The sequence below is a fragment of the Rhizobium phaseoli genome, assembly GCF_001664385.1.
In the GTDB taxonomy this organism is placed as follows: Bacteria; Pseudomonadota; Alphaproteobacteria; order Rhizobiales; family Rhizobiaceae; genus Rhizobium; species Rhizobium phaseoli.
Genome location: NZ_CP013532.1, coordinates 37,529 through 62,500, shown reverse-complemented (window position 1 = coordinate 62,500; position 24,972 = coordinate 37,529). Strand labels below are relative to the sequence as shown.

The window sequence follows — 24,972 nt, the reverse complement described above, 5'->3', positions numbered from 1 at the left end:
CGGCACCGCCCGGCGCCGGCAAAACGACGTTGGTGCCGCTTTACCTGCTCGAAGAAGCCTGGCGCGGCGACGGCAGGATCATCCTGCTGGAGCCGCGGCGGCTGGCGGCCCGGGCGGCGGCGAGCCGGATGGCGTCGCTGATCGGTCAACAGGTCGGCGGCACGGTCGGCTACCGCATGCGCCTCGACAACAGGATTTCGGCGGCGACGCGGATCGAGGTGGTGACGGAAGGGGTTTTTGCCCGGATGGTCCTCGATGATCCCGAACTCTCCGGCGTCTCGACCGTGATCTTCGACGAATTCCACGAGCGTTCGCTCGATGCCGATTTCGGGCTGGCGCTGGCGCTCGATGTCCAGTCCGCCTTGCGCGAGGATCTGCGCATCCTTGTGATGTCGGCGACGCTCGACATCGAACGTGTGGCCGCCCTACTGGACTATCCACCTGTCATCGAAAGCCTGGGACGCAGCTTTCCCATCGATATCCGTTACCAGGATCGGCCGGGCGGCGAACGGATCGAAGATGCCGTGACGCGGGCGATTGTGGACGCGCATGCCAGCGAAACCGGCTCGATCCTTGCTTTCCTGCCCGGCCAGGCGGAAATCACGCGGACCGCAGAGCGGCTGCAGGGACGATTCGGCTCCGAAACGCTGATCGCGCCGCTTTACGGCAACCTTGGCCAGAAGGAACAGGACGCCGCGATCCGGCCCGCAGCCGCCGGTATGCGCAAGATCGTGCTTGCGACATCGATTGCCGAAACCTCGATCACCATCGACGGCGTGAGGATCGTCATCGACAGCGGGTTGCAGCGCCTGCCGGTGTTCGAGGCATCGACCGGGATCACCCGCCTCGAGACGGTGCGCGTATCGCGGGCTTCGGCAGATCAGCGAGCGGGCCGTGCCGGGCGAACGGAACCGGGCATTGCCGTCAGGCTGTGGCACCAGGGACAGACGGCGGCGCTGCCGGCCTTCACGCCGCCGCAGATCCTTTCCAGCGACCTTTCCGGACTGGTGCTCGATCTCGCGCACTGGGGCGTTCAGGACCCGGCATCGCTCGCCTTTGTCGATCAGCCGCCGGAAACCACGCTTAAGGAAGCGCGGATGCTGCTTGGCCAGCTCGGCGCGCTCGACAAGGACGGAATGCTGACCGCGCGCGGCAAGGTGATGCGCGATCTCGCCCTGCCGCCTCGGCTTGCCGCGATGGTCGTGTCGGCGGGCGAATCGGGGCATGCCCAGGATGCGGCATCGATCGCCGTGCTGCTGACCGAACAGGGGCTCGGCGGCACGAGCCTCGATATCGAGGAGCGGCTGCGGCGCTTCAAGGCCGAGCGCGGCGAAAGGGCGGAGGCCTCGCGGCGGCTGGCAGGGCGGCTGGCGAGCGGCCTCGACAGGGTTGAGGCAGCGGCGCCGGCTCTGGCGGGGCAGCTGCTGCTGCATGCCTTCCCTGACAGAATTGCGCTTCAGCGCGGCGGGCGCGGACGATTCGTGATGGCCAACGGCCGGGGCGCGGAGCTGCCGGAGACCGAACGGCTGGCCGGCAGCCGGATGCTCGTCATCGCCGATCTCACCGGCCGGGCGGCGCAGGCGCGTGTTCTGGCGGCCGCCGAGGTGACGCGCGGCGATATCGAAGCCGAACTGCCCGGCGAAATCAGAACCGACGACCAGATTTTCTTCGATCGGCAGAGCCGGCAGACTCGGGCGCGGCGCGCCACCCGGCTCGGCGCGATCATCTTCGACGAGACGCCCCTGCCGCGCCCTTCCGGGGCAGCCGTCACCCAGGCGCTGATGGAAGGCGTGCGCGAGCTCGGGCTCGACCAGCTTGCCTTCTCGAAGGAAGCCATTCAGCTTCGCGAGCGGATCGGTTTCCTCCACAGGACGATCGGCGATCCCTGGCCTGATGTCGGCGACGCCGCGCTGCTTTCCCGACTGGACGAATGGTTCGCGCCGTTTCAGAGCGAGGCCCGCGGCCTCTCGGACATATCGGCGGGCGGGCTCTCCACCGGGCTGATGTCGCTGGTTCCGCACGAATTGCAGCGTGATCTTAGCCGGCTTGCCCCGACGCATTTCGAGGCGCCGACAGGCCAAAGGCATCCGATACAATACGAGGGTGAGGAGCCGGTGCTGACGATCCGCGTGCAGGAGCTGTTCGGGCTGAAGCAGCACCCGGCGATTGCCGGAGGCCGCCTGCCGCTGCTGCTCGAACTGACGTCGCCGGCGCACCGGCCGATCCAGACGACACGCGACCTGCCGGGCTTCTGGGCCGGCTCGTGGAAGGACGTGCGCGCCGAAATGCGCGGACGCTACCCACGCCATCCCTGGCCGGAGCGGCCGGAAGAGGCATTGCCGACGACACGGGCAAAGCCGCGTGGTACATGAGGGCGACGACGCAAGGAGCCCCCCGGAATGATCGACAAGGCAGAGAGCCATACGATGGAGGACCGGCATAGCAGCCGCAGGCTGCGCCTGCAGACGCTGGTGCGGTTGCGCTGGCTTGCCGTCGGCGGGCAGGCGGTGACGGTCTTCATCGTGGCCTTCTGGCTGAAATTTCCCTTGCCGCTGATCGCCAGCTCTTCGCTGATTGCCGCTCTTGCCTGGGTGAATTTCTATCTGACGATCCGCTATCCGCCGACGCATCGGCTGGAACCGCCGGCCGCCTTTGCGCTGCTCGGCTTCGATCTTTTGCAGCTCTGCGCGCTGCTCTTCATCACCGGCGGTCTTGCCAATCCCTTCGCTGCCCTCGTCTGCGTGCCTGTTATCATCTCCTTTGCCTCGCAGCCGATCCGCTACAGCACCGCGCTGATCGGCATCGCGATGGTCTGCATCACGGTGCTTGCCTTTTCGCCCTTTCCGCTGCCCTGGTTCGACGGCGTCGAGATCAACGTCCACAATGTCATGCAGTTCGGCGTCTGGTGCTCGATCGCCTCGACGATGGCCTTTGCCGCTTTCTACGCCTATCGCGTTTCGATGGAAGCGAGCCAGCTTGCCGATGCGCTGGCCGCGACCGAACTGGTGCTGCAGCGGGAAAAACACCTTTCGCAGCTCGACGGACTGGCGGCGGCCGCCGCCCACGAACTCGGCACGCCGCTTGCGACGATCAGCGTCGTTGCCAAGGAAATGGAGCGGGAACTGAAGGACGACGATCGTTTCCGCGAGGACGTCATGCTGCTGCGCAGCCAGAGCGAACGCTGCCGTGACATTCTGCGGCGGCTGACGACGCTGTCTTCCGAAGACGAGGCGCATATGCGCCGGCTGCCACTTTCCTCGATGATCGAGGAGATCGTTGCGCCGCACCGGGAATTCGGCATCGCGCTCGAGCTGATCGAAAAAAGCCCGCGCAAGGGCGAGCCGGTCACCGATCGCAATGCCGGAATCATGTACGGGCTCGGCAACCTCATCGAAAATGCCGTCGATTATGCCAGGGAGAAAGTGACGATCACCGTCGAGCACGATCACGACAAAGTGCTGATCGTCATCGAGGACGACGGCAACGGTTATTCGCCTGAAATCCTGACGCGGATCGGCGAGCCCTATGTGACCAAAAGGCAGAAGGAAGACACGGCCGGTGGTCTCGGACTCGGGCTATTCATCGCCAAGACGCTGCTCGAGCGCTCGGGTGCATCTCTGGTTTTCGAAAATCGTGAGCCTGAAAGACCCGGTGCGCGCATCCGCATCGAATGGCCGCGGATGCTGATCGACGCAAATTCGACAAAATGACTTTGTCGGCATAAGTAGAATGAAAGACGGTTGACCAAGATCGGGCGTTCAAGCGCCGGGACCCGAGACAATGACAGAGCAGAATCAAGATAATTTCACCGCGTCGGATGAAGACCACATCGGGCCTGACGCCAGCTTGCTGATCGTCGACGACGACGGACCGTTCCTGCGCCGTCTTGCCCGAGCCATGGAGACGCGCGGCTTTCAGGTGGAAACGGCTGAGTCCGTGGCCGAAGGCGTCGCGAAATCGAAAGGCAGGCCGCCGAAATATGCGGTGGTCGACCTGCGCCTCGGCGATGGCAATGGGCTCGACGTCATCGAGGCGATTCGCCAGCGGCGCGACGACACGCGAATCATCGTGCTCACCGGCTATGGCAATATCGCAACGGCAGTGACGGCCGTAAAACTCGGAGCGGTCGACTATCTGGCAAAGCCTGCGGACGCCGACGACATCTTTTCAGCGCTGACGCAGCGGCCGGGCGAAAAGGCCGAACTCCCCGAAAATCCGATGTCGGCCGACCGCGTGCGCTGGGAACACATTCAGCGGGTCTATGAAATGTGCGAGCGCAATGTTTCGGAAACGGCCCGCCGGCTCAACATGCACCGGCGGACGCTGCAGCGCATTCTCGCCAAACGCGCGCCGAAATAGGACGGCATCCCTCAGACATCGTCGACGGTGAAGGGTTTTCCGTTCGCCCATTCGGCCATCATCAGCCTTTGCGCGGCGGCACGCGAGAAATTGAGCGTGACGGATTTGCGCGTGGCGGGTGCCATACGATGTTCCGGCGCCTCGCGAATCATATGGGCGCCATAACCATCCGAGAGGAAAAGCCCGCATTCCTCGGGAAAGATGTCGAGCGGCACGTCCTGGTGCGTGGCAAAGAACAGGCGGTCGCAATGCAGCCTGTATTCCGGCCATTTGCGATCGACCCGGAAATCTTCGATCGAGGTCTTGATCTCGATGATCCAGACCTCGCCCTTTTCCGAAAGCGTGATCAGATCGGCGCGGCGCCCGCTCGCCAGCGGCAGTTCGGCCAGCACGGCGTGGCGCATTTCGTGCAGCAATATCTGCGTGCCCCTCCGCACCATCATGGCCCTGTCCGATTGCCGGCCATCGATTAACGGATTGTTATTGTAAACACTCAAAATCGTCATGGATAACCATCGCGGGGCTAGGCGGGTTGTTGCAAAAAAACCATGCGCTTTTAATTTGCGCGGCAGACCAATTCACTGCGCCGCAGCAGTCTTGCAAAGCGCAAGTTAATCGAAAATAAACCATAATCAACGATGGTCGAAAGACCATTCTCCCTGCCGCAAAACTTCAAGAGTCATCTATGCGCTTCCGCAATGCATTCCCTGTATTTGGCCTGCTGACGACGCTCGCTCTGGCCGGCTGCTCCACGAGCTCCGACAGCGCCTCTGTCGACGACAAGGGCGCTGGCCCGACGGTCCAGACGGCCCAGATCTTCAATGACGCCTATGGCGTGACGAAGGATGCCGGATACTCCCTGCCGGCGATCCCGATCGACAGGGTCAAGCCGCAGTTCCGCCGCCAGGTCGTCAGCTACCAGACCACCGAGCGTCCCGGCACGATCATCGTCAACACGCGCGAGCGCTTCCTCTACTACATCCTCGCCAACGGCAAGGCGATGCGTTACGGCATCGGCGTCGGCAAGCAGGGCTTTGCATGGGCCGGTACCGCCTACGTCGCCTGGAAGCAGGAATGGCCGACCTGGCACCCGCCGAAGGAAATGGCCGAGCGCCGCCCCGACGTTGCCAAATATGTCGAAGACGGCATGGGGCCTGGCCTCACCAATCCGCTCGGCGCACGCGCCATGTATCTCTTCAACGAGGACGGCAAGGATACGCTGTTCCGCCTGCACGGCACGCCGGAATGGGCTTCGATCGGCACTGCCGCTTCCTCGGGCTGCATTCGCCTGATGAACCAGGACGTCATCGACCTCTACAGCCGCGTCCGTCCCGGCAAGGACACGTCCAAGGTCATCGTCATCCAGTAAGGTAGAGACCGAATTCGGTATAAAAAAGGCCGCCGGACTGTCGTTCCGGCGGCCTTTCTTATTCTCAGCCAGGCGCTCAACCCGCCTGCTTCGCCTTCAGCTCGAGCCGGCGGCGGTGAAGCACCGGCTCGGTATAGCCGTTCGGCTGCTCTCTGCCCTTCAACACGAGGTCGAGGGCGGCCTGGAAGGCGATCGACCCATCGAAATTGCCGGCCATCGGCTGATAGGCCGGGTCCTGCTCGTTCTGCCGGTCGACGACGGCAGCCATGCGCTTCATCGTTTCGAAGATCTGAGCTTCGCTGACCACCTTGTGATGCAGCCAGTTCGCCATGTGCTGGGCGGAAATGCGCAAAGTGGCGCGATCCTCCATCAGGCCGACATTGTTGATATCGGGCACTTTCGAGCAGCCGACGCCCTGATCGACCCAGCGCACGACGTAGCCGAGAATGCCTTGGGCATTGTTGTCGAGTTCGCGCTGGATTTCCTCCGGAGACCAGTTCGGCCGCACCGCGACCGGCACCGAGAGAATGTCGGACAGTTTGGCGCGGGCGCGGTCCTTCAGTCCCTGCTGAACCTTGGCGACATTGACGCGGTGATAATGGGTGGCATGCAGGGTCGCGGCCGTCGGCGACGGGACCCAGGCGGTATTGGCGCCGGCTTTGGGATGGGCAATCTTCTGCTCCAGCATCGCCGCCATCAGATCCGGCATCGCCCACATGCCCTTGCCGATCTGGGCATGACCGGCGAGGCCGCATTCGAGGCCGATGTCTACATTCCAGTTCTCGTAGGCCGATATCCAGGCGGCCTGGCGCATGTCGCCCTTGCGAATCATCGGCCCGGCTTCCATCGAGGTATGAATCTCATCACCAGTGCGATCGAGGAAGCCGGTATTGATGAAGACGACACGTTCGCGGGCGGCGCGGATGCATTCCTTGAGATTGACCGTGGTGCGGCGCTCCTCGTCCATGATGCCCATCTTGATGGTATTGCGCGCCAGCCCAAGCGCATCTTCGACCCGCGAGAAGACCTCAACGGCGAAGGCGACTTCTTCCGGCCCATGCATTTTCGGCTTGACCACATACATGGAGCCGGTGCGGGAATTCTTCCTTCTGCCAGCCGGGCCGATATCGTAAAGCGCGATCAGTCCGGTGATGACGGCATCCATGATGCCCTCCGGCACTTCGTTGCCGTCGCGGTCGAGAATGGCAGGATTGGTCATGAGATGGCCGACATTGCGCACCAGCATCAGCGAGCGGCGATGCAGCTCGAAGGCGGTCCCATCGGGACCGGTATAGTCCAGATCCGGGTTGAGCTTGCGGATGAAGCTCGCGCCGCCCTTTGCCACCTCTTCCTGCAGATCGCCCTTCATCAGGCCGAGCCAGTTGCGGTAGACGACGACCTTGTCCTCGGCGTCGACAGCGGCAATCGAATCCTCGCAGTCCATGATCGTGGTGATCGCCGATTCCAGCCAGACATCGGAAATATGGGCCGGATCGGTCTTGCCGATCGCCGTTGCCGCATCGATGACGATCTCGATATGGATGCCGTTGTTCTTCAGGAGAATATGCGTCGGAGCGGCAGCATCGCCGCGATAGCCGGCAAAATGGCTGCCATCCCGCAGCGTTGCCTGCTCGCCATCGGTCGATCGGATGAGGAGCGCCCCATCCCTGATAGCGAAGCTTCCCACATCCTTCCAACGGCTGTCCTGCAGCGGCACCGATGTATCGAGGAAATCGCGCACCCAGGCGATGACCTTCTCGCCGCGCTTCGGGTTGTATCCCCTGCCCTTTTCGGCGCCGTCGCTCTCGGGAATGGCGTCCGTGCCGTAGAGTGCATCATAGAGCGAACCCCAGCGGGCATTGGCGGCGTTGAGGGCATAACGCGCGTTCATGACGGGAACGACGAGCTGCGGACCGGCGATCGAAGCGATCTCGGGATCGACATTCTGGGTCGAAACCTGAAAGTCCGACCCCTCCGGCAGAAGATAGCCGATTGCGCGCAGGAACGACTGGTAGTCATCCATATCGGTCGGAGCGCCGTGCTGGCGATACCAGTCGTCGATCTTGAGCTGCAGCTCGTCGCGCTTCTTCAACAGCGCCCGATTGCTGGGGGCGAGATCATGGACGATCGCCGAAAAATCGGCAAAGAACTTGTCCGCATCGATCGCTAGGCCCGGCAGAACTTCCTGGACGAGGAAATCATGAAGGACGGCTTCGACGGCAAGACCGTTCTTATCAATGCGGCTCATGCGACATTCTCCCTGCAACGACTTTGAATGCTGCCACTTTGCCCGGCTTTCATTCACAGTCAATTCCGCAATAATTCGAAAGATTTATGCCGCGCGGGAAATTATGCGCGGCGTCACGCGCATCGGCAGCCCGTTCTGCGGCTGCGTCGTCAGCTTTTGCACCGGCCAGGGGTTGGTCTCATCGGTGGAATCGAAGCGATAGCGATGCATCAGGACAGCAAGGGCAATCACCGCCTCCTGAAGCGCAAAGGTTGCGCCGATGCAGACGCGCGGACCGGCGCCGAAAGGCAGGAACTGGAAGCGGCCGATAGATCCGCGATTTTCGGGCAGGAAGCGCTCGGGCATGTAGGCACGCGGCTTCTCCCAATAGAATTCGTGGCGATGCAGCGTCCAGGGCATGATGAGCACCGTGACCCCGGCCTCGATCTCGATTCGCTCGCCTTTGGGATTTGTCCAGGAATCATCCGATATCGCGGCGCGATTGATGGACGGCGCCGGCGGATAGAGACGCAAGGTCTCCTCGAAGGCGGCGCGCGTCTGCGGCATCAAATCCAGCCATTCCACGGGTTCGGCCCGGGTGGCGAGCACCGCGTCGATTTCCGTTTCCATCGCCTCGCGGATATGCGGGCTGTTCGAGACGCAATACAACGTCCAGGCCAGTGCCCGTGCCGTGGTTTCATGGCCCGCGCCGATAAAGGTTAGAATATTGTCTTCGATCTCTTCCTTCGTCAGCCCGTCGGGGCCGGCCTGTTCCAGAAGCAGGGTCAGGAAGTCGTCGGGCGCGGCAGCGCGATCAGCCTTCATCTTGGCCAGGCGCATATCCATCGTGTCACGCACGATGGCGCGGAATTTCTCCAGCACTTTCTGACCGCCGATGCGTGTCACACGTGGAACCCAGGACGGAGCGCGCATCAGATCCATCGGATCGATGCGACCCATGCGATGCAGGAGAGCATTGACGTCATCGGCAAAATTGCCGCTTGAGGTGACGATTTCGCCTGAAAATAACGTGTCGGCGAGAATCGCAAAGGTCAGCTCGGTCATGTCGATGCTGATATCGAAAATGGCCCCCGCCGCCCCCGCGCGCTCATATTTGCGGGCATAGTCTTCCGACTGGCGCAACATCTGCCCGGCGAAACCCTGGGCATGGCGAGGCGTGAAAACAGGCGCCACGGCCTTTCGCGACCGCTTCCAGACCTGGCCTTCCGCCGTCAGCAAGCCATCCCGCAAGATCGGTCGCAGCACCAGCTGGCGTATATCGGACATGCGGTAATTATTGGCATTGTCGACCAGCACATGCTTGATCAGGCCAGGATCGTTGACGATCAACGTGTGCTGACCGAAGAAGCTCGTCTTGATCCAGGGCAGCGTATAAGACGGCTCGCCCCAGAGTTCGAGCGGATTGCGCAGGATGATGCGGATGATATCAAGCCGGCTCGGCGGCACGGTGCGCGGCAGCGGTGCCGGCGGAACGAAGGGATCAGGACGCATGTCCATCGCAAAAAGCCTTTCGGGGAAGATCAACGCTTCCCGTCAGGCTTGAAGCTAGAGCAGGCCCTTGAGTTCGTCCAGCTTGTCGTTGATCAGCCAGCCGTAATAATTCTCTTCGGGCCAAACGGTCGCACCGGAAGAGCGGTTTTTCGCAGCGAGCGCCGCGGCGCGCTGGCGCGAATTGCCGACATTATAAAGCGTCGCCGTCAGTCCGGGATTGCCCGAGATATCCATCCCCGCGATCTCCTTGTAATCGTCGATCGATCGGCGGATCGAAGCGGCGACGAAGGCCAGCGAGATATCAGGGTCCATGATCGCCTTGTAGACGGCGCCGGCATCCTTCTCGTTGAGCTTCGGATAGCCGGAGACACGGGCCACAAGATCGGAAAGCATCAGCGCCGTCAGCGGATTGACCTGGCCGAGGCCGAAGGTCTGGCCGGCATAAAAGGGCTGGAAGAAGACCGCGCTGAAGCGGTTATTGGGGAAGCTCTCGCCGCCGACCGTCTTGCCGCGGAAATCGCTTTCCCAGACGTCCTCGCGGCAGGACCAGAGCGTGTAGGAATCGCTCTTGCCCTTGCACTGAGCAAATTGCGGCCGCGCCACGAAATCATCGACGCTTTCGCCGTCATAGGCGAAGCGGAAGCTTTGTCCGGCATAGGAAGCGGCCTTGACGTAATAGGCCTGCAGCCGGTCGTAGGCGTCGACATTATAGGTATGCTCGCCAACGATGGCGCCGACGACATGGATGGGATTGATGCCGTAAGCGCCGGAGACCTTGCGGATCTTGGCCATCAGTTCGCGGTCGGTCGCCAGCAGCTCATGGACCTTCTCGTATTTCAGATCGAAGCTGCTCTTGGTGCCCTTGGTGCGGCGGACGGACGCGCCCGGAATATCGGGCTGCTCGGCATGGCGGTTGCCCGCCGGCACCGTTTGCATTGCGAAGGCCGGCGCCGAATTTACCAGGGCAGCGGCAATCAAAAGGCTTGTCAAAAGGCGTCGCACGATCCGCTATCCCGTCCGTTCATCGTCCTGTTCGCGATGCGGCTGACTGGACCAGAATCTTGGCCGAATAAAGCCGGAGCGGAAAACAAAACGGGCCTTCACTAGAAAGTAAAAGGCCCGCTGTCGAGAGTGGAGTTCGTCAGAAAGCGGCGTTCACGCCGCTAAAGAGACGAAGCGGTGCGCCGACATCACAGAATGAAACGTGAGAGATCGGTATTCTGCGCGAGATCGCCGACATGTTCGCGCACATAGGCGGCATCGATGGTGATGGCCGTGCCGCTCCGATCCGGTGCGTTGTAGGAAATATCGTCCAGGACCCGCTCCATCACGGTCTGCAGGCGGCGTGCGCCGATATTCTCGACGGAAGAGTTCAAATGCACTGCGACATCGGCCAGCGCGTCGATCGCGTCTTCGGTGAAGTCGAGGCTCAGGCTTTCGGTTTCCATCAGCGCGCGATACTGGCGGATAAGGCTCGCTTCCGTCTCGGTCAGGATCCGGCGGAAATCCTCCTTGTTCAGCGGCCGCAATTCGACACGGATCGGCAGGCGACCCTGCAGCTCGGGGAGAAGATCCGACGGCTTGGAGACATGGAAGGCGCCGGAGGCGATGAACAATATATGGTCTGTCTTCACAGGCCCGTATTTGGTCGAGACAGTCGTGCCTTCGACAAGCGGCAGCAGATCGCGCTGCACGCCTTCGCGCGAAACACCGGCGCCCATGCCGCCGTCGCGGGCGGCGATCTTGTCGATTTCGTCGAGGAAGACGATGCCGTCATTCTCGGTGGAACGAACGGCCTCGCGCTGGATCACCTCATTGTCGATCAGCTTGTCGGACTCATCGCGGATCAGGTCGGTATAGGAGGCCTTGACCGTGGTGCGGACCTTCTTGGTGCGCCCGCCCATCGCCTTGCCGAACATTTCCGACAGGTTGAGCACACCGATATTGGCACCCGGCATGCCGGGAATCTCGAAGCCGCCCATGCCGGAACCGGTATCGGCCACTTCGATGTCGATTTCCTTGTCGTCGAGTTCGCCGTCCCTCAGCTTCTTGCGGAAGTTTTCGCGGGTGGCGGGCGAAGCGGTGGTGCCGACCAGCGCATCGAGGACACGCTCCTCGGCGCTCACATGCGCCTTGGCCTGGACCTCGGCCCGCTTCTTTTCGCGCACCAGGCCGATGCCGACCTCGACCAGGTCGCGGATGATCTGCTCGACATCGCGGCCGACATAGCCGACCTCGGTGAATTTGGTCGCCTCCACCTTGATGAAGGGCGCGCCGGCAAGTTTTGCCAGACGGCGGGAGATCTCCGTCTTGCCGACGCCGGTCGGGCCGATCATCAGGATGTTCTTCGGCATGACTTCGTCGCGCAGGCTCGGGTCGAGCTGCTGGCGGCGCCAGCGGTTGCGCAGCGCAATCGCGACGGCGCGCTTGGCCTCATGCTGGCCGATAATATAGCGGTCGAGCTCGGAAACGATCTCGCGGGGGGAAAAAGTCGTCATTGCGTATCATTCTCCTGGCAGCACGGGCCTTCAGCGGCGCCCGGCCGGAATTCGTCGTTGTGTCGTCAAGTCCCTGAAGTTTGTCTTGTCCGGGCGTAGCGGCCGAAAAGCATAAGGTTCAGCCTTCGACATCCAGCGATTCCACCACGATGTTGTGGTTCGTATAAACGCAGATATCGGCGGCGATATCGAGGGCGCGGCGGGCGATCTCTTCGGCCGATTTGTCGGTGTCCATCAGCGCGCGGGCGGCGGCGAAAGCAAAATTGCCGCCCGAACCAATCGCCGTTGTGCCATGCTCAGGTTCCAGGACATCGCCATTGCCGGTGATTGCCAGCGTAGTCGACTTGTCGGCAACAAGCATCATGGCTTCGAGATTACGCAGGTATTTGTCGGTGCGCCAGTCCTTGGCGAGCTCGACGGCGGCGCGCATCAGCTGGCCGGGATATTGTTCCAGCTTCTTTTCAAGCCTCTCGAGCAGCGTGAAGGCATCGGCGGTGGCGCCGGCAAAACCGGCGACCACTTCGCCCTTGCCGATCCGGCGCACCTTGCGGGCATTGCCCTTCATGACGGTCTGGCCGAGGCTCACCTGGCCGTCGCCCGCCATCACCACCTTGCCGCCTTTTCGAACAGTAATGATCGTTGTCATAAAACACCTGTCTGCCCATCACGCGGGCTTTCACCTCGACCGCACATCGGCCTTGTTGAGCCCTATGTAAGCAGGCCGGAGCCGATTGCAAATGGGCCGGCTTTTCTCTTCCTCGGCTTCTGGATATTTGCCGATGCGCCTGATAAGGAACGGCCTTATTCCGATGGAGGGCCAAATGGCCGAGACCGCAGCAAGCCGCACGGGCAGCGTTTCCCGCAAGACCAACGAGACCTCGATTTCCGTTTCCGTCAATCTCGACGGCACCGGCAAATCGAAGATTTCGACCGGCGTCGGCTTCTTCGATCATATGCTCGACCAGCTTGCGCGGCATTCCCTTATCGACATGGAGATCGACGCCAAGGGCGACCTGCATATCGACGACCATCATACCGTCGAGGATACCGGCATTGCGATCGGCCAGGCGATCTCCAAGGCGCTCGGCGACCGGCGCGGCATCACCCGCTATGCGTCGATCGACCTTGCCATGGACGAGACGATGACCAAGGCAGCGGTTGACCTGTCCGGCCGGCCGTTCCTCGTCTGGAATGTCGCCTTCAGCGCGCCGAAAATCGGCACTTTCGACACCGAACTCGTCCGCGAATTCTTCCAGGCGCTCGCCCAGAATGCCGGCATCACCTTGCATATTCTCAACCATTACGGTGCCAACAACCACCATATTGCCGAGACATGCTTCAAGGCCGTCGCCCGCGCATTGCGCACGGCGACAGAGATCGATCCGAGACAGGCGGGCCGTGTTCCCTCGACGAAGGGCACGCTCGTCTGAGCCTCTCAAGGGAGCGGCGACAATGACATCCAGCTATATTTTCCTGACGCCGCCCGGCAGCGCAGGCACTCGCCTTGACGAGACGCGGGTGATCCGCGACGGCTTCACATGGCTCGGTTTGCTGTTTCCATGGGTCTGGCTGCTGGTCCATCGGCTGTGGCTATACGCGGCGGTGGCCTTCCTGATGCAGGCAATCGGCGGTGCGCTGATGGACGAACCGGGTCTCTGGCCGGCGGGAGCGGCAATCACGCTTGGCGTGAATCTGCTGGTCGGTCTCGAGGGCCAGAACATCCGTATTCGCGCCCTCGCCGGCAAGGGCTGGAACGAAGAGGCGCTCATTGCGGCCGACACGATCGGCATTGCCGAAGACGTCTATTTCTCCGACAAAGCGGTCCAGCCCGATACTGACGCCGCCGTGCCGGACTGGGAGAACAAGACCCGACCGAACGGCCCGCATGGCCAAGCGACATCGCTTGGTCTTTTTGGTTTTGATGGAGGACGCTGACGATGCGCGTCGCAATTATCGACTATGGTTCCGGCAATCTGCGTTCGGCCACCAAGGCTTTTGAGCGGGCCGCGCGCGAGGCGGGCATCGACGCGCAGATCGATCTCACCGACAAGGCCGAGGATGTTGCTAGCGCCGATCGCATCGTGCTTCCTGGTGTCGGCGCCTATGCCGATTGCCGGCGCGGCCTCGATGCCGTGCCCGGCATGGCCGAGGTGCTGATCGAGGCTGTCGAAAAGAAGGCGCGGCCGTTCCTCGGCATCTGCGTCGGCATGCAGCTCATGTCGTCGCGCGGCCTCGAGAAGACGGTGACGCAGGGCTTCGGCTGGATCCCCGGTAACGTCATTGAGATGACGCCTGACGATCCCGCGCTGAAAATTCCACAGATCGGCTGGAACACGCTGGATCTGAAGCGCGAACACCCGCTCTTCGACGGCATTCCGACGGGGGCGCAAGGGCTGCACGCCTATTTCGTGCACTCCTACCATCTCGCCGCCGAAAATGCCGGCGACGTCATTGCGACGGTCGATTATGGCGGGCCGATGACGGCTCTCGTCGGGCGCGACAACATGGTGGGCGCTCAGTTTCACCCGGAAAAGAGCCAGAAGCTCGGCCTCGCCCTGATCGCCAATTTCCTGCGCTGGAACCCGTAATACCGCCGCCTTATTTTTCCTTTATGGAAACGATGGAAGAGGAGTGCGCTCGATGCCCGCTTCGCGGAAATCAGGCAAGGTGTTCTATAGGCTGAGACCTTCCAAGGAGGGCCTGCCGCCCTTCTCGGACATCCGGCTTCCCGATGGAACGATCATCCGCCGTGTCGATGAAGCCATTCACCGGAAAGCGCTATCCAAGGCCGCCAGGGTGCTGACAGAAAGGATGGACCGATGATCCATGAATTCCTTGCCGGCAACGAGAATTCGCAGCTGCGCGCCAACGGCATCAACGCCGGCGACATCGCCGAGGCCGTGCTGGAATTTTATATCGACGGCGAGGATGATCTGATCGGCCTGCTTGCCTATGCCCTCTATGAGCGGCAGAAGCGCGATTTCGTGCTCAGCTACCGCAAGCGCAATACCGGCCGTTCACCCAACGAGGCCGAGCTTGCCGCCGTCTCCGGCAATTATCTTTCGACCGACCTGCGCAATACGCTGCGCGACCGTGCCGCGCAGATCCTTGCAAGTTATGCCGAAACCTATGTGGAGGCGATGGAGCCGGAGATCCGGCTCGCCGCCGTCAACAGCCAAGCGCTGCGGCAGGTGCGGGACATCGAGAAATCGATGAAGCGACGTCTCGGCTTCTGGCGCCAGGTTCGAGCCGGCTTGACCGTCACCCTGCTGCTGTTTCTGCTTTTCGGCGCGGCCACCATTGCCGCTGTCTTTTTTCGCTCGGATATCGTAGATGCGTGGAATGCGCTGATGGTATCGACCACTTTACGGACTTAAGACGACATGATCCTTTTCCCCGCGATCGATCTGAAGGGCGGCCAATGCGTCCGCCTGAAGCTCGGCGACATGCAGCAGGCAACGGTCTACAACACCGATCCGGCCGCCCAGGCGAAATCCTTTGAAGAGCAGGGTTTCGAGTGGCTGCATGTGGTCGATCTCGACGGCGCCTTTGCCGGACATTCGGCCAATGGCGACGCCGTCGAGGCAATCCTGAAGGCGACGAAAAATCCGGTACAGCTTGGCGGCGGCATCCGCACGCTCGATCATATCGAGGCGTGGCTCGCGCGCGGGCTGCGGCGCGTCATTCTCGGTACGGTGGCGGTCAGAAATCCTGATCTGGTCATCGAGGCCTGCCGGAAATTTCCCGGTCACGTCGCCGTCGGCATCGACGCCAAGGGCGGCAAGGTGGCGGTCGAAGGCTGGGCGGAGGCGTCCGAACTCGGCGTCATAGAGCTCGCCCAGAAATTCGAAGGCGCCGGCGTTAGCGCGATCATCTACACCGATATCGACCGTGACGGCATCCTCGCGGGCATCAACTGGGCTTCGACGCTTGCGCTTGCCGGTGCCGTCTCCATTCCCGTCATCGCCTCCGGCGGTCTTGCCTCGCTCGACGACGTCAGACGCATGCTGGAACCGGATGCACGGAAGCTCGAAGGCGCGATTTCGGGCCGTGCGCTCTATGACGGCCGTATCGACCCCAGGCAAGCGCTGGCGCTGATCAAGGCCAGCAGGGCCAAGGAGACCGCGTAATGACCCTCAAGGCCCGCGTCATCCCCTGTCTCGACGTCAAGGACGGCCGCGTCGTCAAGGGCGTCAACTTCCTCAATCTCGTCGATGCCGGCGATCCCGTCGAAGCGGCGAAAGCCTATGATGCGGCCGGCGCCGACGAACTCTGCTTCCTCGACATCACCGCTTCATCGGACAATCGCGAAACGATCTTCGATGTCGTGTCGCGCACGGCCGAGCAGTGCTTCATGCCGCTGACGGTCGGCGGCGGGGTGCGCACCATCGCCGATATCCGGAAACTGCTGCTCTGCGGCGCCGACAAGGTGTCGATCAATTCGGCCGCGGTCAGCAATCCCGACTTCGTCGCCGAGGCGGCCGACAAGTTCGGCGACCAGTGCATCGTCGTCTCGATCGACGCCAAGCGCAGGCTTACGCAGGCGGTCGGCGGCGACAATCTCAGCGCCTGGGAAATCTATACGCATGGCGGCCGCAACGCGACCGGCATCGATGCCATCGAATTCGCCCAGAAGATGGTGGCGCGCGGCGCGGGCGAGCTTCTGGTCACGTCGATGGACCGCGACGGCACCAAGGTCGGCTACGACCTGGAACTGACCCGGGCGATCGCCGACGCGGTGCGCGTTCCCGTCATCGCCTCCGGCGGGGTGGGCGACCTCGACGATCTCGTCGCCGGAGTGAAGGACGGCCATGCCAATGCGGTGCTCGCCGCCTCGATCTTCCACTTCGGCACCTATTCCGTCAGCGAGGCGAAACACTATATGTCGAAGTGCGGCATCGACATGCGTCTCGACTGAGGCTTGAAAGCGGACATATGAGCGGATTTTCCCTTGCCGATCTCGAAAGGATCGTTGACGAGCGATCGAAGGCCTCGCCGGAGCAGTCCTGGACAGCGAAACTCGTGGCCGGCGGCCAGCCCAAAGCGGCAAAGAAGCTTGGCGAGGAGGCGATCGAAGCCGTGATGGCGGCGGCGACCGGTGACCGTGACAATCTGACCTATGAAGCCGCCGACGTGCTCTATCACCTATTGGTCGTATTGAAGATTGCTGAAATACCGTTAGAGAATGTCATGGCCGAACTCGAGCGCAGAACCGCGCAGTCCGGTCTCAAGGAAAAGGCCAATCGGCAGAGTTCATGAGTATCGCGACTGAGATCATCGGGGTGCCGGAAACATTGGATCACTTCCAGTCGGAATCCTATTCGCCCTACCACTTCTTCTCTTCCGAACAATGGGCGAAATTCCGCGCCGACACGCCGCTGACGCTGACGAGCGACGAGGTCAAGCGGCTGCGTTCGATGGGCGACCCGATCGATCTCGATGAGGTCCGGCGCATCTATCTGTCGCTGTCGCGGCTGCTGTCGGCGCATGTCGAATCATCGCAGTTGCTGTTCGAACAGCGCAACCGCTTCCTCAGCCTCTCCGACGTAACGAAGACACCTTTCGTCATCGGCATCGCCGGCTCGGTCGCGGTGGGAAAATCGACCACCGCCCGTATCCTCAAGGAGCTCCTGGGGCGCTGGCCTTCCAGCCCGAAGGTCGATCTCATCACCACCGACGGCTTCCTGCATCCGAACGCCGTGCTGCAGCGGGAAAAGCTGATGCAGCGCAAGGGTTTTCCTGAGAGTTACGACACGGCCGCCATCCTTCGCTTCCTATCGGCGATCAAGGCCGGCCGGCCGGACGTGCAGGCGCCCTGCTATTCACACCTCGTCTACGACGTGTTGCCGGACGAGTACAAGATCGTCGACCGGCCAGACATCCTGATCTTCGAGGGCATCAATGTGCTGCAATCACGCGACCTGCCGGCCGACGGCAAGATCGTGCCGATGGTGTCCGACTTCTTCGACTTCTCGATCTATATCGATGCGGCGGAAGACCAGATTCATAACTGGTACGTTACGCGCTTCATGCGACTGCGGGAGACCGCCTTCCGCGATCCGAACTCTTACTTCCATCGCTATGCCTCGATCAGCGATGCGGAAGCTCTCGATATCGCAGCGGATCTGTGGACGAATATCAACCTGAAAAACCTGCGCCAGAACATCCTGCCGACGCGGCCGCGCGCCGATCTCATCCTGAAAAAAGGCAAGGATCATCTGATCGAGCAGGTGGCGCTGCGAAAATTATAGCAGGCTATTATAGTCGGCGGTTCATGGATTGACGCGGCGCAGCGTCAGATTGATGCGGCCGCCATTCTTCAGCAGTGTCGATGTTGCCGGATGAATACGGTCGACGCCGTGGAAACACAGCCTGCCCTCGCCGCCCAGCACGACCAGATCGCCGCTCGACAGTTTGAAAGATAGCGTGCGATCATTGCGGTTCAGACCGCCGACGCGAAAGAGACAGCTGCTGCCGAGCGAGATCGAGACGACGGGGGCCTGCAGGTTGCGCTCGTCCTTATCCTGATGCAGGCCCATGCGGGCCTCGTCGGAATAGAAATTGACGAGACAGGCCTCCGGTGGCGGCTCGTAACCGGCAACGTCGTTCCAGATCTCGAGCAGTTGCTGCGGCATGGCAGGCCAGGGCCTGCCGGTGACAGGATGGGTCGGCTGATAGCGATAGCCGCGTTCCTTGTCCGTCACCCAGCCGAGCGGCCCGCAATTGGTCATGCGCACCGACATCGGCTTGCCGGTGCCTGGCATAACGGGCACGAAGAGCGGCGCCTCGGCGACCACGGCACGGATCACCTCGACCAGCGCTTCCTGACGCGACCGGTCGAGATATGCAGGCAGATGGCGGACGCCGTTCGACAGTTCAGGCATGTCAGTCGCCGCCGCCGGGACGGCCGCGCATTTTCTTGACTTCCGACCGGCCGGATTTTTCCTTCAGACGGCGCTCGACCGAACCCTTGGTCGGCTTGGTCTTCTTGCGCGGCGGCGGCGGCGGCTTGGCGGCCTCCAGAATCAGTTCCTTCAGCCGTTCGCGCGCGTCCTCACGGTTGCGGTCCTGGCTGCGAAAGCGGCTTGCCTCGATCATCAGCACACCATCCTTCGACAGGCGCCGGCCGGCAAGCCTGATGGCATTGGCCTTGACGCGGTCATTGAGGGAGGGCGAATTCGCGACGTTGAAAAACAGCTGGACCGCCGTCGAAACCTTGTTGACGTTCTGTCCGCCGGGGCCGCCCGCCAGAACGAACTGTTCCGTCAGCTCCCATCCTGAGATGGTGATCCTGTCATCGATATAGAGCGCGTCGCTGGCCATGCGGCGTTCTATCTCATATCGGCAGCCCGTTGAAAATATCAGCCGGCATCGGAAAAACCCGGCAATCCTGCGATGCCGGGTTTCACGTGAGTCAAAGACTTTGTCTTCAGACGGGTTGAGCTTATTCGGCTGCGACCTTCACGCCGGGAGCCGCGTCGCGGACGCCGCCGTCAACGTGATTCTCGAACTTGGCGAAGTTGGCGATGAACATCGAGACCAGCTTTTCGGCCTGTGCGTCATAGGCTGCCTTGTCGGCCCAGGTCGAGCGCGGATCGAGGATGCCGCCGTCGACGCCATCGACGGAAACCGGCACGGCGAAGCCGAAATTCGTATCCGTGCGGAATTCGACCTGGCCGAGTTTGCCGCTGAGGGCGGCGGCGAGGAGCGCCCGCGTCGCCTTGATCGGCATGCGCTTGCCGGTGCCGTAGGCGCCGCCGGTCCAGCCTGTATTGACAAGCCAGCATTCGACGCCGTGGCGACCGATCAGCTCCTTCAGCAGGTTGCCGTATTCGGCCGGATGCCGCGGCATGAAGGGCGCGCCGAAGCAGGTGGAGAAGGTCGCTTCCGGCTCGACGACACCCTTTTCGGTGCCGGCCACCTTGGCGGTGTAACCGGAGAGGAAGTGGTACATGGCCTGATCGGGCGTCAGGCGCGCAATCGGCGGCATCACGCCGAAGGCATCGGCGGTCAGCATGATGATCGTCTTCGGATGGCCGGCCCGGCCGGTTTCCGAGGCGTTCGGGATGAAATGCATCGGATAGGCGCAACGGGTGTTCTCGGTCAGCGAACCGTCGTCGAAATTCGGCTCGCGGCGGTCGTTCAGCACCACGTTTTCGAGCACGGTGCCGAAGCGCTGCGTCGTCGCGTAGATTTCCGGCTCGGCCTCGGCCGAAAGGCGGATGGTCTTGGCGTAGCAGCCGCCCTCGAAATTGAAGATGCCGTTTTCGCTCCAGCCGTGCTCGTCATCGCCGATCAGCGTGCGTGCCGGATCGGCCGAAAGCGTTGTCTTGCCGGTGCCGGAAAGGCCGAAGAAGACCGCGGCGTCGCCGTCGGGACCGACATTGGCCGAGCAGTGCATCGGCATCACACCCTTGGCCGGCAGCAGGTAATTGAGAACGGTGAAGACCGATTTCTTCATTTCGCCGGCATAGGAGGTTCCGCCGATGAGGACGAGGCCGTTGGTGAGATCGCAGGCGATCACCGTTTCCGTGCGGCAGCCGTGGCGGGCCGGATCGGCCTTGAAGCTCGGCAGGTCGATGATCGTCAGCTTCGGCACGAAGGTGGCGAGTGCTGCCGTCTCCGGGCGGATCAGGAGATTGCGGATGAACAGCGAATGCCAGGCGAATTCGGTGACGACGCGGGTCGGCAGAGCATGGCCTTCCTCGGCTCCGCCGATAAGGTCCTGGACAAAAAGGTCCTTGCCGGCGGCATGCGCCAGCATATCGTCGCGCAGCAGGGCGAAATGCTCCGGCGAGAGCGGCTTGTTGTTGTCCCACCAGATTTCGCCATCGGTATTGGCGTCGCGAACGACGAACTTGTCGCGCGGCGAGCGGCCGGTATGTTGACCGGTGAGAGCCCTGAGCGCCCCCTGAGCGGTCAGTTCGGCTTCGCCCCGGCGGATCGCTTCCTCATACAGCGCTGCGGCGGAAAAGTTATAGCGAACGCTGGCTGCGCCGCCCAATCCAACCGTTGCTAGCTCCGTTGCCGGGTTACGAACTCCGAACTTTTCCATGGCTACTTCCCTTCGCTCAGGCGCGTTGCCGTTAAAACTGACCGCGAAAATAAGGGCAGAAATTTTAAAACACAAGGGATTAAAATCCAGAAAGATTAGTAATATCAAACAATTAATCGATTTAAATTTTGGCCGTCCGTTTTAAATCGTTTTAAGAAGTCCCGTTGCAACCATTCGACGCGCCACCTGAGATTGTCGGGAAATTTTGCGACAATCCTCCCCTTTATCTTTGCCACAATTTGTTCCACCTTTATCCTCCATAAGCGCATCCGGTCACTGAGACCGCCTGGGGACGACGAAAATCCGGGAGATTGCGCACCGATGATGGAGACCAACACCATGCCGACAATCGCGCTCGTTGACGACGACCGCAACATCCTCACCTCGGTGTCGATCGCACTGGAGGCCGAAGGATATAAGGTCGAGACCTATACGGACGGTGCTTCGGCGCTCGACGGGCTGTTGGCGCGACCGCCGCAGCTGGCGATCTTCGATATCAAGATGCCGCGCATGGACGGCATGGAGCTGTTGCGCCGCCTGCGGCAGAAGTCGGATATTCCCGTCATTTTCCTCACCTCCAAGGATGAGGAGATCGACGAGCTGTTCGGCCTGAAGATGGGCGCCGACGATTTCATCACCAAACCGTTTTCGCAGCGCCTGCTTGTGGAGCGGGTGCGCGCCGTGCTGCGTCGTGCTTCGAGCCGCGAAGCCGCGGCCGCCGGCGGCACGAGCCCCAGCGGCGCGCCGAAGGCCGGCGCCGTGCAGCAGGCCCGTTCGCTGGAGCGTGGCCAGCTGGTCATGGACCAGGAGCGCCATACCTGCACCTGGAAGGGTGAGGCCGTGACGCTGACGGTGACCGAGTTCCTGATCCTGCATTCGCTGGCGCAGCGCCCGGGCGTCGTCAAGAGCCGCGATGCGCTGATGGACGCCGCCTATGACGAACAGGTTTATGTTGACGACCGGACGATCGACAGCCACATCAAGCGGCTGCGCAAGAAATTCAAGATGGTCGATACCGATTTTGATATGATTGAAACGCTCTACGGAGTGGGATACCGCTTCCGCGAAGCAGCCTGAGCCCAGCCGGCGCGGCGCGAGACATAGTTGAGGGTTGCGGGCCGGTCATCCGGCCCCGCCCTTTGAAAGGGCCTGTCATTGGCACAGTTGGTGCAGGAAAGGGATCTGGACGATGCGGAGGGCGTGAGCACCCGTCGCGTCCGAGGCCGCCGTTGGTCGCATCCCTTCACGCTGATCCGCCGGATCTTCGGCAATGCCGTGTTTTCGAGCCTGACGCGGCGCATCCTGTTTTTCAATCTGGTCGCGCTGGTGGTGCTCGTCGGCGGCATCCTCTATCTCAACCAGTTTCGCGAAGGCCTGATCGACGCCCGCGCCGAAAGCCTGTTGACGCAGGGCGAGATCATCGCCGGCGCCGTTTCGGCCTCCGCATCGGTCGATACGAATTCGATCACCATCGATCCGCAGAAGCTGCTCGAGCTACAGGCCGGCCAGAGCATCACCCCGGTGCCGAACGACGAGGACCTGGAGTTTCCGATCGATCCCGAGAAGGTCGCCCCCGTCCTGCGCCGGCTGATCTCTCCGACGCGCACGCGCGCGCGCATCTTCGATGCCGATGCCAATCTGCTGCTCGATTCGCGCCACCTTTATTCACGTGGCCAGGTGCTGCGCTTCGACCTGCCGCCGGTCGAGGAGGAGAAGCAGACCTGGAGCGATTGGTTCGCCACCCTGTTCAACAAGGCGCTGCAGCCCGGCAATCTGCCGCTCTATAAGGAAGCGCCGGGCGGCGACGGCTCGATCTATCCCGAAGTGATGAACGCCCTGACCGGTGTGCGCGGCGCGGTCGTGCGCACCACGGAGAAAGGCGAACTGATCGTTTCCGTCGCCGTGCCGATCCAGCGTTTCCGCGCCGTGCTCGGCGTGCTGCTCCTGTCGACGCAGGCAGGCGACATCGACAATATCGTGCATGCCGAACGGCTTGCCATCATGCGTGTCTTCGGTGTGGCGACGCTCGTCAACGTGCTGCTTTCGCTGGTGCTGTCGTCGACGATCGCCAATCCGCTGCGCCGCCTTTCGGCCGCCGCCATCCGCGTGCGCCGCGGCGCCAAGGCGCGCGAGGAGATCCCCGATTTTTCCGCTCGCCAGGATGAAATCGGCAATCTTTCCATTGCATTGCGCGAGATGACGACAGCGCTTTACGACCGCATCGATGCAATCGAAAGCTTTGCAGCCGATGTCAGCCACGAGCTCAAGAATCCGCTGACCTCGCTGCGCAGCGCCGTCGAAACCTTGCCGCTGGCGAAGTCCGAGGATTCCAAGAAACGGTTGCTGGATGTCATCCAGCACGACGTCCGCCGTCTCGACCGCCTGATCAGCGATATTTCCGATGCCTCGCGCCTCGACGCCGAGCTCGCGCGCGTCGATGCCGCCTCCATCGACATGGAAGTGCTGCTGCGCGATCTGATCGAGGTGTCGCGCCAGATCCGGGGCAGCAAGAAGCAGGTGGAAATCGCCTATTCGATCGAACGCAAGCCCAACGTCAAGACACGCTTCCTCGTCAACGGTCACGATCTGCGCATCGGCCAGATCGTCACCAATCTGATCGAGAATGCCCGCTCCTTCGTCCCCGAAAAAGACGGCAAGATCACCGTGCGGCTGATGCGGACACGGTCGCGCTGCGTCACCACGATCGAAGACAACGGTCCGGGCATCCAGGCGGAGAATATCGACCGTATCTTCGAGCGCTTCTATACCGACCGGCCGGAATCGGAAGGCTTCGGCCAGAACTCGGGTCTCGGCCTTTCGATCAGCCGCCAGATCGCCGAGGCGCATGGCGGATCGCTCAGAGCAGAGAACATCACCAACGCCGACAGCGGCGAGGTGCTCGGCGCGCGCTTCATCCTCGCCCTGCCGTTGGATCCAGCCGCATGAGCGAGGCCGCGAACATCCATGCCACGGCGATCGTCGTCGGCAGGACCGGTCTCCTGTTCAGCGGTCCCTCGGGCTGGGGGAAATCGATGCTGGCTTTCACCTGCATGACCGAAGCCCGACGCCTCGGTCTGTTCACGGCGCTGGTTGCCGACGACCAGGTGCTGCTGTCAGAAGAGACAGGCACGGTGATCGCCACCTGCCCGCCATCGATCGCGGGGCTGATCGAACTGCGCGGCACCGGCATTGTCCGGCAGGATCATATTCCTCAGGCGGCCATGCATTATGCCGTGCTTCCCGCCAGCGCTTCCGGCGAAAACCGCGTCCCCCCCGACGGCGAATTCGTCAGCTTCGCCACCGGTATTTCGCTTCCCGCGTTGCGGTTGCTCACAGGCGTGCCTTCACCGCTGGCAGTTCTGATGGCGAAAGCGCCTGATATCGGGGATTGAGGGCTTCCGGATTGATCAGTCTGCCTTATATGTTTGCATTTTTATCTTGCACTTCGGCTTTTCATCGCCAAGATGTGCCCCCACCGGTGGACGTAATTGCTGCATTGCGATATCTCAGCCATCGTTTGCGTATATGGGAGCAGTAATATCATGATCGGACTTGTGCTTGTCACTCATGGCAAGCTGGCTGAAGAGTTTCGTCATGCTGTCGAGCACGTCGTCGGTCCTCAGAAATTCATCGAGACGGTCTGTATTGGCCCCGAAGACGACATGGACCAGAGACGGCAAGACATTCTGCAAGCCGTTTCCGGCGCCGATGATGGCCATGGCGTCGTCATCCTGACCGACATGTTCGGCGGCACGCCGTCCAATCTCGCAATATCGGTCATGAGCAGCGGCCACACCGAAGTCATCGCCGGCGTCAACCTGCCGATGCTGATCAAGCTCGCCGGCGTGCGCGGCGAGAACAACATGGAGAAGGCGCTGGTCGAGGCTTCCGAAGCCGGTCGGAAATATATCAATGTCGCGAGCCGTGTGCTCAGCGGAAAATAACGGCGCTT

The 24,972-nt window shown here is 61.9% G+C and carries 26 protein-coding genes (1 of these 26 running past the window's edge); 17 read left to right on the top strand and 9 right to left on the bottom strand.

The genetic code is table 11. The features are described 5' to 3' along the window. The 3 genes from hrpB to AMC88_RS00295 all read left to right on the top strand — a co-directional run. Positions 1–2,372 carry the 3' portion of an ATP-dependent helicase HrpB gene (gene hrpB, locus AMC88_RS00305; RefSeq protein WP_064824626.1) on the top strand. The gene continues 94 nt to the left of window position 1, outside the view, so the window shows 2,372 of its 2,466 coding nt (coding positions 95–2,466); the start codon falls outside the window, past its left edge; its stop codon occupies positions 2,370–2,372. 27 nt (positions 2,373–2,399) lie between these two features. Next, complete coding sequence (locus tag AMC88_RS00300; protein WP_064824625.1) at positions 2,400–3,710, top strand: ActS/PrrB/RegB family redox-sensitive histidine kinase; 1,311 nt, start codon at positions 2,400–2,402, stop codon at positions 3,708–3,710. Between the two features lie 70 nt (positions 3,711–3,780). Beyond that, positions 3,781–4,359: an ActR/PrrA/RegA family redox response regulator transcription factor gene (locus AMC88_RS00295; protein WP_004673721.1), complete on the top strand. Its 579-nt coding sequence runs from the start codon at positions 3,781–3,783 to the stop codon at positions 4,357–4,359. Between the two features lie 11 nt (positions 4,360–4,370). Here AMC88_RS00295 and AMC88_RS00290 read toward each other — a convergent pair whose 3' ends face one another. Beyond that, positions 4,371–4,865, bottom strand: coding sequence for an MmcB family DNA repair protein (locus AMC88_RS00290; RefSeq protein WP_064824624.1), 495 nt, complete (start codon positions 4,863–4,865; stop codon positions 4,371–4,373). A 179-nt stretch (positions 4,866–5,044) separates the two neighbouring features. On the opposite strand from AMC88_RS00290, the gene AMC88_RS00285 reads away from it, so the two are divergent. Beyond that, the gene (locus AMC88_RS00285) at positions 5,045–5,728 is read left to right on the top strand and encodes a L,D-transpeptidase (RefSeq protein ID WP_004673723.1); all 684 of its coding nucleotides are present in this window, start codon (positions 5,045–5,047) and stop codon (positions 5,726–5,728) included. Positions 5,729–5,804: 76 nt separating this feature from the next. Here the strand turns inward: AMC88_RS00285 and AMC88_RS00280 are convergent, their stop codons facing one another. The 5 genes from AMC88_RS00280 to hslV form a co-directional block, all read right to left on the bottom strand. Then, a complete protein-coding gene (locus tag AMC88_RS00280) occupies positions 5,805–7,976 on the bottom strand; it encodes a malate synthase G (protein WP_064824623.1) in 2,172 nt (723 codons plus the stop codon). Between the two features lie 84 nt (positions 7,977–8,060). After that, on the bottom strand, positions 8,061–9,473 hold the full coding sequence (locus tag AMC88_RS00275; RefSeq protein ID WP_064825782.1) for a cytochrome P450: 1,413 nt from the start codon (positions 9,471–9,473) through the stop codon (positions 8,061–8,063). A 48-nt stretch (positions 9,474–9,521) separates the two neighbouring features. After that, positions 9,522–10,469, bottom strand: coding sequence for a DUF1402 family protein (locus AMC88_RS00270; RefSeq protein WP_064824622.1), 948 nt, complete (start codon positions 10,467–10,469; stop codon positions 9,522–9,524). Positions 10,470–10,657: 188 nt separating this feature from the next. After that, positions 10,658–11,965 (bottom strand): ATP-dependent protease ATPase subunit HslU, encoded by a 1,308-nt coding sequence (hslU, locus tag AMC88_RS00265; RefSeq protein WP_012482123.1) that lies wholly within the window; start codon positions 11,963–11,965, stop codon positions 10,658–10,660. Positions 11,966–12,083: 118 nt separating this feature from the next. After that, on the bottom strand, positions 12,084–12,611 hold the full coding sequence (gene hslV, locus AMC88_RS00260) for an ATP-dependent protease subunit HslV (protein WP_012482122.1): 528 nt from the start codon (positions 12,609–12,611) through the stop codon (positions 12,084–12,086). 175 nt (positions 12,612–12,786) lie between these two features. Here hslV and hisB point away from each other — a divergent pair, with 175 nt between their 5' ends. Genes hisB through coaA form a run of 9 tightly spaced genes read left to right on the top strand, consistent with a single transcriptional unit; the run spans position 12,787 to position 18,216 of the window. After that, entirely contained in the window at positions 12,787–13,395 is a 609-nt protein-coding gene (gene hisB, locus AMC88_RS00255) for an imidazoleglycerol-phosphate dehydratase HisB (RefSeq protein ID WP_012482121.1), read from the top strand. A gap of 22 nt (positions 13,396–13,417) precedes the next feature. Beyond that, positions 13,418–13,900 (top strand): DUF2628 domain-containing protein, encoded by a 483-nt coding sequence (locus AMC88_RS00250; protein ID WP_010021233.1) that lies wholly within the window; start codon positions 13,418–13,420, stop codon positions 13,898–13,900. A gap of 2 nt (positions 13,901–13,902) precedes the next feature. Beyond that, positions 13,903–14,553 carry an imidazole glycerol phosphate synthase subunit HisH gene (hisH, locus tag AMC88_RS00245; RefSeq protein WP_012482120.1) on the top strand — a complete coding sequence of 217 codons (651 nt, stop codon included), beginning with the start codon at positions 13,903–13,905 and terminating at the stop codon, positions 14,551–14,553. Between the two features lie 52 nt (positions 14,554–14,605). Then, on the top strand, positions 14,606–14,788 hold the full coding sequence (locus AMC88_RS00240; protein WP_029531851.1) for a hypothetical protein: 183 nt from the start codon (positions 14,606–14,608) through the stop codon (positions 14,786–14,788). Then, positions 14,785–15,342: a hypothetical protein gene (locus AMC88_RS00235; protein ID WP_012482118.1), complete on the top strand. Its 558-nt coding sequence runs from the start codon at positions 14,785–14,787 to the stop codon at positions 15,340–15,342. Before AMC88_RS00240 ends, AMC88_RS00235 begins: the two co-directional genes overlap by 4 nt. A 6-nt stretch (positions 15,343–15,348) precedes the next feature. Beyond that, entirely contained in the window at positions 15,349–16,095 is a 747-nt protein-coding gene (gene hisA / locus AMC88_RS00230) for a 1-(5-phosphoribosyl)-5-[(5-phosphoribosylamino)methylideneamino]imidazole-4-carboxamide isomerase (protein WP_012482117.1), read from the top strand. After that, positions 16,095–16,883: an imidazole glycerol phosphate synthase subunit HisF gene (hisF, locus tag AMC88_RS00225; protein ID WP_012482116.1), complete on the top strand. Its 789-nt coding sequence runs from the start codon at positions 16,095–16,097 to the stop codon at positions 16,881–16,883. The genes hisA and hisF overlap by 1 nt, the downstream gene beginning before the upstream one ends. A 17-nt stretch (positions 16,884–16,900) precedes the next feature. Then, positions 16,901–17,224, top strand: a complete 324-nt coding sequence (locus AMC88_RS00220) for a phosphoribosyl-ATP diphosphatase (protein WP_004677147.1) — start codon at positions 16,901–16,903, stop codon at positions 17,222–17,224. Next, on the top strand, positions 17,221–18,216 hold the full coding sequence (gene coaA / locus AMC88_RS00215; protein WP_004677148.1) for a type I pantothenate kinase: 996 nt from the start codon (positions 17,221–17,223) through the stop codon (positions 18,214–18,216). Before AMC88_RS00220 ends, coaA begins: the two co-directional genes overlap by 4 nt. Before the next feature lie 21 nt (positions 18,217–18,237). On the opposite strand, the gene AMC88_RS00210 is transcribed toward coaA, so the two are convergent. The 3 genes from AMC88_RS00210 to AMC88_RS00200 form a co-directional block, all read right to left on the bottom strand. Further along, complete coding sequence (locus tag AMC88_RS00210; protein WP_037142468.1) at positions 18,238–18,849, bottom strand: alpha-ketoglutarate-dependent dioxygenase AlkB family protein; 612 nt, start codon at positions 18,847–18,849, stop codon at positions 18,238–18,240. 1 nt (position 18,850) lies between these two features. Further along, a complete protein-coding gene (arfB, locus tag AMC88_RS00205) occupies positions 18,851–19,288 on the bottom strand; it encodes an alternative ribosome rescue aminoacyl-tRNA hydrolase ArfB (RefSeq protein ID WP_037142462.1) in 438 nt (145 codons plus the stop codon). Between the two features lie 121 nt (positions 19,289–19,409). Continuing rightward, entirely contained in the window at positions 19,410–21,020 is a 1,611-nt protein-coding gene (locus tag AMC88_RS00200) for a phosphoenolpyruvate carboxykinase (protein ID WP_004677151.1), read from the bottom strand. 339 nt (positions 21,021–21,359) lie between these two features. Between AMC88_RS00200 and AMC88_RS00195 the strand changes: the two genes are divergently transcribed. The 4 genes from AMC88_RS00195 to AMC88_RS00180 all read left to right on the top strand — a co-directional run bounded on the left by AMC88_RS00195 (position 21,360) and on the right by AMC88_RS00180 (position 24,964). Continuing rightward, on the top strand, positions 21,360–22,097 hold the full coding sequence (locus AMC88_RS00195) for a response regulator transcription factor (RefSeq protein WP_189636746.1): 738 nt from the start codon (positions 21,360–21,362) through the stop codon (positions 22,095–22,097). A 78-nt stretch (positions 22,098–22,175) separates the two neighbouring features. Beyond that, entirely contained in the window at positions 22,176–23,966 is a 1,791-nt protein-coding gene (locus tag AMC88_RS00190) for a sensor histidine kinase (protein ID WP_004672625.1), read from the top strand. Continuing rightward, positions 23,963–24,412: an HPr kinase/phosphorylase gene (locus tag AMC88_RS00185; protein WP_004672624.1), complete on the top strand. Its 450-nt coding sequence runs from the start codon at positions 23,963–23,965 to the stop codon at positions 24,410–24,412. Before AMC88_RS00190 ends, AMC88_RS00185 begins: the two co-directional genes overlap by 4 nt. Before the next feature lie 150 nt (positions 24,413–24,562). After that, positions 24,563–24,964, top strand: coding sequence for a PTS sugar transporter subunit IIA (locus AMC88_RS00180; RefSeq protein ID WP_004672623.1), 402 nt, complete (start codon positions 24,563–24,565; stop codon positions 24,962–24,964). The last annotated feature ends 8 nt before the right edge of the window (positions 24,965–24,972 follow it).